The organism is Vibrio rumoiensis 1S-45, from assembly GCF_000286955.2.
GTDB classification, from domain to species: domain Bacteria; phylum Pseudomonadota; class Gammaproteobacteria; order Enterobacterales; family Vibrionaceae; genus Vibrio; species Vibrio rumoiensis_A.
This window is the reverse complement of the sequence record NZ_AJYK02000064.1, coordinates 23,279-30,029: the sequence shown is the minus strand read 5'-3', so window position 1 is coordinate 30,029 and position 6,751 is coordinate 23,279. Positions and strand designations below refer to the sequence as shown.

Here is a 6,751-nt window from a genome sequence, read left to right as displayed (position 1 = left end):
CGTGCCTCGTTTCCGGGATGACTAACTGAGGGGTTGCTAACACCTTGCGTTCTTCTCCACTATTTCCACTGAGATAACCACATCACTCCACCGTTACTACTTGCTCTTTTCGGCTAATGGCTAAAACACTCACCATAATCAATGTGCTCATCAAATAAAACACACCTAAATCGATTTGAGTAGCGATAAAATGCCGTACTAAAAACTCACCAAAGAAGCCTGCAATACACATTTGAATGGAGCCGGAAAGCGCGGAGACTGCGCCGACTCGATTAGGGTGAGGCTCCAACAGTAGCGACATTGAAATAGGAAAGCTCATGCCTTGCGCAATGGTTAAAATGGTAAAACCAATGATCAAATTCATTACCGCTAATGGCATGGCTAATAACCAGATACCGGCAATTGCCATCAAACTAAACGCTAAGCTGAGCAACTGTGTTTTTGAGCAATAGCGATTTAATCGGCTTACCGTAATGCTACCAATCAATAAGCCCGCCGATGGGATGATCATCGCTTGTCCATATTCAGATACCGTCATGCCTAATTGTTGTTGCAGTAAGAAAGGCAAAACCGATAAAGATACCACCGCCCCTAAATAGCTGATCCAGTTATAACTGGCGCTGGTGATCACTTGTTGGCTAGTGATCAGCTCGCCGTAGCCTTTTATGACTTTCACTGGGCTAAAACGGCTTTTGGGGTAGGGCAAGGTTTCTGGCAATACTTTCCAGCCGAGTGTCACAATCGCGATTAAGTAAATGAGCACCGCACTAAATACGCTTTGCCAACCAAAATGGTATGCAGCCCAGCCGCCAAAAACAGGTGACACAATGGGAAGAATGGAGGCGGTGATCGAAAGGTAAGATAACGCCTTGGTGAGATCAGCACCGTTGTAGCTGTCTCGCAGAACGCTGCGCCCCAATACCGATGCACTGCCCGCGCCTAAGCCTTGTAATAAGCGCCCGAACAATAGGGCATCAAAACTATTTGCCCACAATACACAAATAAGCGTGCCAATAAGGTAAACCCCTTGACCGAGTAAGAAGACAGGACGGCGACCAATCGCATCGGAAAGTGGGCCATAAAACAGTTGAGATAAACCAAAGCTGACCAAAAAGAAAGTGACTATAGACTGAACTTGGGCTTGAGATACCGCTAGATCATGGCTGATTAACGGCAAAGAAGGCAGATAAATACTCACACCAACTTGACCCGTTGCAATGATCATCATAGCGAGCAAAAGAGGTGTTTTTTTAAAGGCATTGATCGTTTCTGTTTTCATGCAACTAGTGTACTTTGGTGAATATAAAATGATAATAGACCGAGTAGGAAAGAGATTGGGTCTTTATAGGAAAGAATGGGGCGTATTATGGATTGGATCGAGTCGGTAAGAACCTACATTAAAGTAGTGGAAGAGGGCAGTTTTAACCAAGCGGCTCGCAAGCTCAACACGACCAGTTCGGCGGTAAGCAAGCGCATCCACTTTTTAGAGCAGCGCATTGGTGTGCAATTACTTAAACGCACCACGCGTTCGTTAAGCCAAACCGAAGCCGGGGCTATGTTCTATCAGCGAGGAAAGGCGCAGCTAGAGCAATGGCAATCGTTGGTGGATGAAACACGCTCAGTTAACCAAGCTCCAACAGGTATGCTGAGAGTCGGCGCGACCTTGGCGTTAGGATCGAAATTTTTCATGCGCTATGTGGATGATTTTTTGCGTCAATACCCGCAAATTAAAGTCCAATTGATCACCACTCTGCCCGGGCAATTACCTGAATTGAGTTTTGATATTTATATTGGACGCGAAATTGAAAATTTGGATACTTTAAGTTTTCGCGCAGCGCCTTTAGTGGATTATCAATCCGGCTTTTATGCCGCTCCGAGTTATTTGAAAGAGCATGGAGAGCCACAAACGGTCGATGATCTGGCTCGGCATAATATGCTGATTTGGGGCGAGAAAGTAGAAAGGGAAGTGCGCTTATCTGCCGTTGGCGAATCAAAAGTTGGCGATCGAACAAAGAAAGTGCGCCTTAGGGGGAATTTCTCCACCACGAATCCTGAAGCGTTATTTCACAGTGCCAAACGTGGCATGGGGATCATTTTATCGAATCAAGTGATGCTGCAAGAAGAAATCCAACGGGGTGAGTTGGTTCGAGTTTTACCGAATGTGACTTCAGAACACACGCGGGTGTATGCGTACTATCCCAAGTTAGATTATGAACATACCCGCACTCAGTTGTTTGTGGAGTATTTAAAGCAGCGCTTGGAAAGTGAAAAAGATGTGCAGGTGGTTTAGCTACTTTTCGATATAACAAAGGGCGAGAATCATCTCCACCCTTTGTTACCGTTATTCAAATTAATGCGGCTTTTTTGTCCCTTTACGAACAAGATCTTTGCCATTATCGAACACATCTTGGGTGACCCAGCGGCCAAGTAATAGCTGATGTTTATCATCAAGAACAGCCACAAACGGGCGACCATTACTGTTGTTTGTCGCCAGTGCGATACCAGTAACATTCTCTAGCCCTAAGCCGCCGTTTTCCACGACACGTAAAAACTCAGAAAGCTCGTCTAGGGTTTCAATTACCTTGTTATCATCAATCATATTTTGTTCTCTGCTAAATCTGATGGGCCTATACCCAAGTTACTTAGGTGTAGGATACCAGTTCTGGCCGAGTGGATAAATTATGGATTTGAAAAACGCATTAATTACGGCATGATACTTAGCCTGTCCTGCATAGGATGAAGTTTCCACATTGGCATATAAGGATAGTATTTTGAACACTCAAAAAGTGGCAATAATCACTGGTGGTGGGCGTGGCATTGGCGCTGCAACCGCTAAACTTTTTGCGAAAAAGGGATACGCAGTCTGCATTAATTATAAATCGAATGCAGAAGCCGCTAACCAACTCGCCGAAGCCATTACCATGGAAGGTGGGAAGTGTATTTGCGTTCAAGCGGATGTTTCTTGCGAAGACGATGTGAATCGATTGTTTGCTACGGTTGATCGAGAGTTAGGCACGTTATCTGTTCTTGTGAATAATGCGGGTATTTTGAAAAAACAATCACGCCTTGTCGATATGACGGCAGATCGGATCAACACGATTCTTACGAATAATGTGACGAGCTATTTTTTATGTTGCCGTGAAGCGGTTAAGCGTATGTCTACGCTGCATGGCGGTCAAGGTGGCGTGATCGTGAATGTTTCTTCAGTCGCTTCTCGTTCTGGATCGCCTAATGAGTATATTGATTATGCTGCGTCAAAAGGCGCGATTGATACTTTAACGAAAGGCTTGTCTGTAGAAGTCGCCGCAGAAGGCATTCGAGTGAATTGTGTACGTCCAGGGCTAATTTATACCGACATGCATGCCGATGGTGGAGAGCCGGATCGAATCGAAAGGTTAAAAGGTGTGATTCCGATGCAAAGAGGAGGGCAGCCTGAAGAAGTAGCCGAAGCCATTTATTGGCTCGCTTCAGAAAAGTCGTCATTTTCAACAGGGAACTACTTAGATTTATCTGGCGGTCTGTAGTGTAATCCGTATAGATGTTCTCAAATAGTTTCGCTACCTTTGCGGTTAAACAGTTAATTCAGATTGTCTGTGGTTCCGGCTTGGTTGATAAGGTGGTAGCTCTAATACCATTGACCAATTAAATGTATTTAATTAGAATTCGCATCAATTCAATTTTGTGGTTATCTGTAATGTTTTACATTCTATTTAAGAACTTTGTTAGGAGACTTTGCTCCGCGCACTATCACGATGAAGTGTTGCTCGGAGCTTGATGTTTTCTGAATCTTCATCAGGTATTAAGTGATCCCCCTAAAATAAGGGAAGGGATACTTATATCTGATCATTACAGAAACTAGGCCGACGATGAACTTCATCGTCGGCCTTTTTTGTTTTTGTGATTCGTCATAAACAAAGTTTCAATGATTTTTGAAGCGAGGGGCCGGTGTGTTACATGCCGCCCCTCGTTTTTTTGGTGTAAAACATGAGTTTATTAAATATTCAAAATTTGACTTACCATATTGGTGAGAAAACATTATATCAACACGCTGATTTCAGCCTTTTTGCTGGTGAACATGTCGGAATTACTGGCGCTAATGGTGTTGGTAAAAGTACGTTGCTAAAACTACTTCAAACCGAGTTGTTACCTGATTCTGGTGACATCATTTGGCAACCTTCCATCAAAATAGGGTATCTAGACCAACACGCGCAAATGGATGGGTTAGTTTCGGTGCGTGATTACTTACGAACAGCATTTTCTGAGTTGTATTTACTCGAAGCGGAAATGATGAGCATTTATGCTTGCTTGGAAAAAAGCACAAGTCAGAGCCATTTAAATCGAGCCGCTGTTATCCAGACTCAATTAGAAAGCCAATCATTTTATGGGATTGATAATAAAATTGATGCCGTGGCGGAAGGTTTGGGGATTGTGGCGTTTGGCATGCACACACAGTTGGCACAATTAAGTGGAGGGCAACGTCATAAGGTGATGTTGGCGACCTTATTATTAATGTCACCCGATGTTTTGTTGCTTGATGAGCCAACCAACTATTTAGATGTTGTACACATTCGCTGGTTAGTTGAGTATCTCAATGGTTTTGAAGGTGCCTTTATGGTGGTGTCGCACGATCAGGCTTTCTTAAACAGTATTGCAACCCATATTTGCGATATCGATAGGCAAACTATCCGGAAATATAAGGGAAATGTCGAGAAATCCATGGCTCAAAAAGCCAATGACGATGCGGCTTATGTGAAGCAATACCAAGCTCAGAAAAAGCATATTGAAAAGCTAGAATCGTTTATTGCAAAAAATGGTGCAGGTGTGAATGCCAGCATTGCGAATGGACGAAAGAAACAGCTTACACGTATCGAGCGTCTTGCTGCTCCAGAGCAATATAAAACGATATCTTTTATGTTTAAAAGTGCTGCCTTAAATACGCAAGAGGTAGTTAAAACATCGGATCTGATGATTGGGTATTCCCAACCATTAATGCCAGCCATGACGCTTAACATTGCGCGTGGCGAAAAGGTGGCGATTACGGGGTTTAATGGTATTGGTAAATCAACATTATTAAAAACCTTGGTAGGTGAATTAGCGCCATTATTCGGGCGAGTAGAATTATCACTTGGCCTTAAGTTGGGGTATTTTGAGCAAGAATTACATTGGCCTTACCCTGAGATGACTCCTGTGAATTTAATCAAATCAGCTTGTAATGGGATGGATGATAAGACGGCTAGGCAACAGCTCGCACGTTTTGGTGTGTCAGGTAAATTAGCGATACAACCTATTGAATCGTTAAGTGGTGGTGAGCAAACTAAGGTGAAGTTATGCCGCTTAGCATTAAACCCGACGAATTTATTAGTGCTTGATGAACCGACCACTCATTTGGATATCACGGTAAAAGAGGCGCTTAAACAGGCTTTGGTGGCCTATTCTGGCACTGTGATTGTGGTTTCGCATGAACAAAGCTTCGTTGCTGATTGGCCGGATCGTGTGGTGAATATTCAATCTATGGTTATTGCTTAATAGACAAAGAGAATGAAAGGTTAAATCTAATGTTATTAAAAGTATTGTTGTTCTTTATTGCTTTTCTTGTGGGTGCTGACGAATTGATGCTTGGGCCTATTTTGATTCCAATTGGCAATGATTTGGGCGTTGAGCCTGAACGAGTTACGTTATTTATTACTGCTTACAGTGTGGCCTTGGCGATCGTTGCGCCGACATTAGGTGCGCTATCTGATCGCCTTGGTCGCTTAAAAGTGATGTTACCTGCTGCGATATTGTTTGGCGCAGCGTCTATTTCGACCGGGATGGTTGATACGTTTGAATGGGGATTAACGACACGAGTGCTTACTGGGCTTGCGAGTGCGGGCATGTTGCCGATTGCTTTTGCGATGGCGGCTGACGATTCTGGTGCAGACGCAATGAAAAGAATAGCTTGGGTTCAAGCTGGCTTGACGTTGGGCATGATATCGAGCCCAGCGGTAGGAGCGGTGTTGGCACAATGGCTTTCTTGGCGTGCAGCTTTTATTGTCCTTGGTGTGTGCGCTTGGTGTGTGGCGGTAGCGCTTGCAGTATTGTCGGCTCATAAGGCATCAATGGAAGATGCTGCTCAACAACCGATGGATAAACTTAATCAACAGCCCGAGGATCAAACAAGTATAGCTCAAGGTCAATCGATTAAAATATGGGCGATACCGGGCGCGGCTGGTGCTTTGCTTGCGATGTGCTTTGGCCTTGGTGGAGGCATTGGCTTGTTTAATCTTGTTGGTCAGCATTTACGCGATACTTTAGATATGCCGATGTGGGCCGTTGGAAGCTTATATGCCGCTTTGGGTGTGATAAGTGTCATTGGTAATATGTTGATGCCTCGTGTCGTTGGGCATTTTGAAAGTGGTCGCCAGGTGATGAGAGTTGCCTTATTTGTATGCTTAGTTGTGAGTGTTGGCTTCTATGCTTACCCAGCAGAAAGTTGGACTATTGTCCTTTTACCTTTGGCGTTATGGTCAATGGCTGGTGGTATTGGTTCGCCTGCATTGCAAAGTTATATTGCAGAATTATCGGCAGCTCATCGTGGTGTATTGATGTCGATGGGCATGACGATGATGCATATTGGTGTGGCGATTTGGTCTGGCATTGCAGGGTTTGCTTATAGCTTCGGCCCAACAGGAATGGCGATGCTTGCTATTTTGTTATTCGGGGCAGCGATTGTGGTTTTGCGTCCTATAAAGAAAAATTCACGATAGAATTT

General features: G+C 44.1%; 6 protein-coding genes. 4 read left to right on the top strand and 2 right to left on the bottom strand.

All coding sequences use genetic code 11. The features are described 5' to 3' along the window. Positions 1–82 precede the first annotated feature (82 nt). The gene (locus A1QC_RS09030; RefSeq protein WP_017023907.1) at positions 83–1,279 is read right to left on the bottom strand and encodes a multidrug effflux MFS transporter; all 1,197 of its coding nucleotides are present in this window, start codon (positions 1,277–1,279) and stop codon (positions 83–85) included. An 87-nt stretch (positions 1,280–1,366) separates the two neighbouring features. Here A1QC_RS09030 and A1QC_RS09025 point away from each other — a divergent pair, with 87 nt between their 5' ends. Further along, positions 1,367–2,290 (top strand): LysR family transcriptional regulator, encoded by a 924-nt coding sequence (locus tag A1QC_RS09025; RefSeq protein WP_026025667.1) that lies wholly within the window; start codon positions 1,367–1,369, stop codon positions 2,288–2,290. A gap of 60 nt (positions 2,291–2,350) precedes the next feature. Here A1QC_RS09025 and A1QC_RS09020 read toward each other — a convergent pair whose 3' ends face one another. Then, positions 2,351–2,599, bottom strand: a complete 249-nt coding sequence (locus tag A1QC_RS09020; protein ID WP_017023905.1) for a hypothetical protein — start codon at positions 2,597–2,599, stop codon at positions 2,351–2,353. Between the two features lie 172 nt (positions 2,600–2,771). Between A1QC_RS09020 and A1QC_RS09015 the strand changes: the two genes are divergently transcribed. From A1QC_RS09015 to A1QC_RS09005, 3 genes are all read left to right on the top strand, one after another. Further along, positions 2,772–3,524 carry an SDR family oxidoreductase gene (locus A1QC_RS09015; RefSeq protein WP_017023904.1) on the top strand — a complete coding sequence of 251 codons (753 nt, stop codon included), beginning with the start codon at positions 2,772–2,774 and terminating at the stop codon, positions 3,522–3,524. A gap of 460 nt (positions 3,525–3,984) precedes the next feature. Then, a complete protein-coding gene (locus tag A1QC_RS09010; RefSeq protein WP_017023903.1) occupies positions 3,985–5,526 on the top strand; it encodes an ABC-F family ATP-binding cassette domain-containing protein in 1,542 nt (513 codons plus the stop codon). 29 nt (positions 5,527–5,555) lie between these two features. Next, positions 5,556–6,746 (top strand): MFS transporter, encoded by a 1,191-nt coding sequence (locus tag A1QC_RS09005; RefSeq protein WP_017023902.1) that lies wholly within the window; start codon positions 5,556–5,558, stop codon positions 6,744–6,746. Positions 6,747–6,751 lie beyond the last annotated feature (5 nt).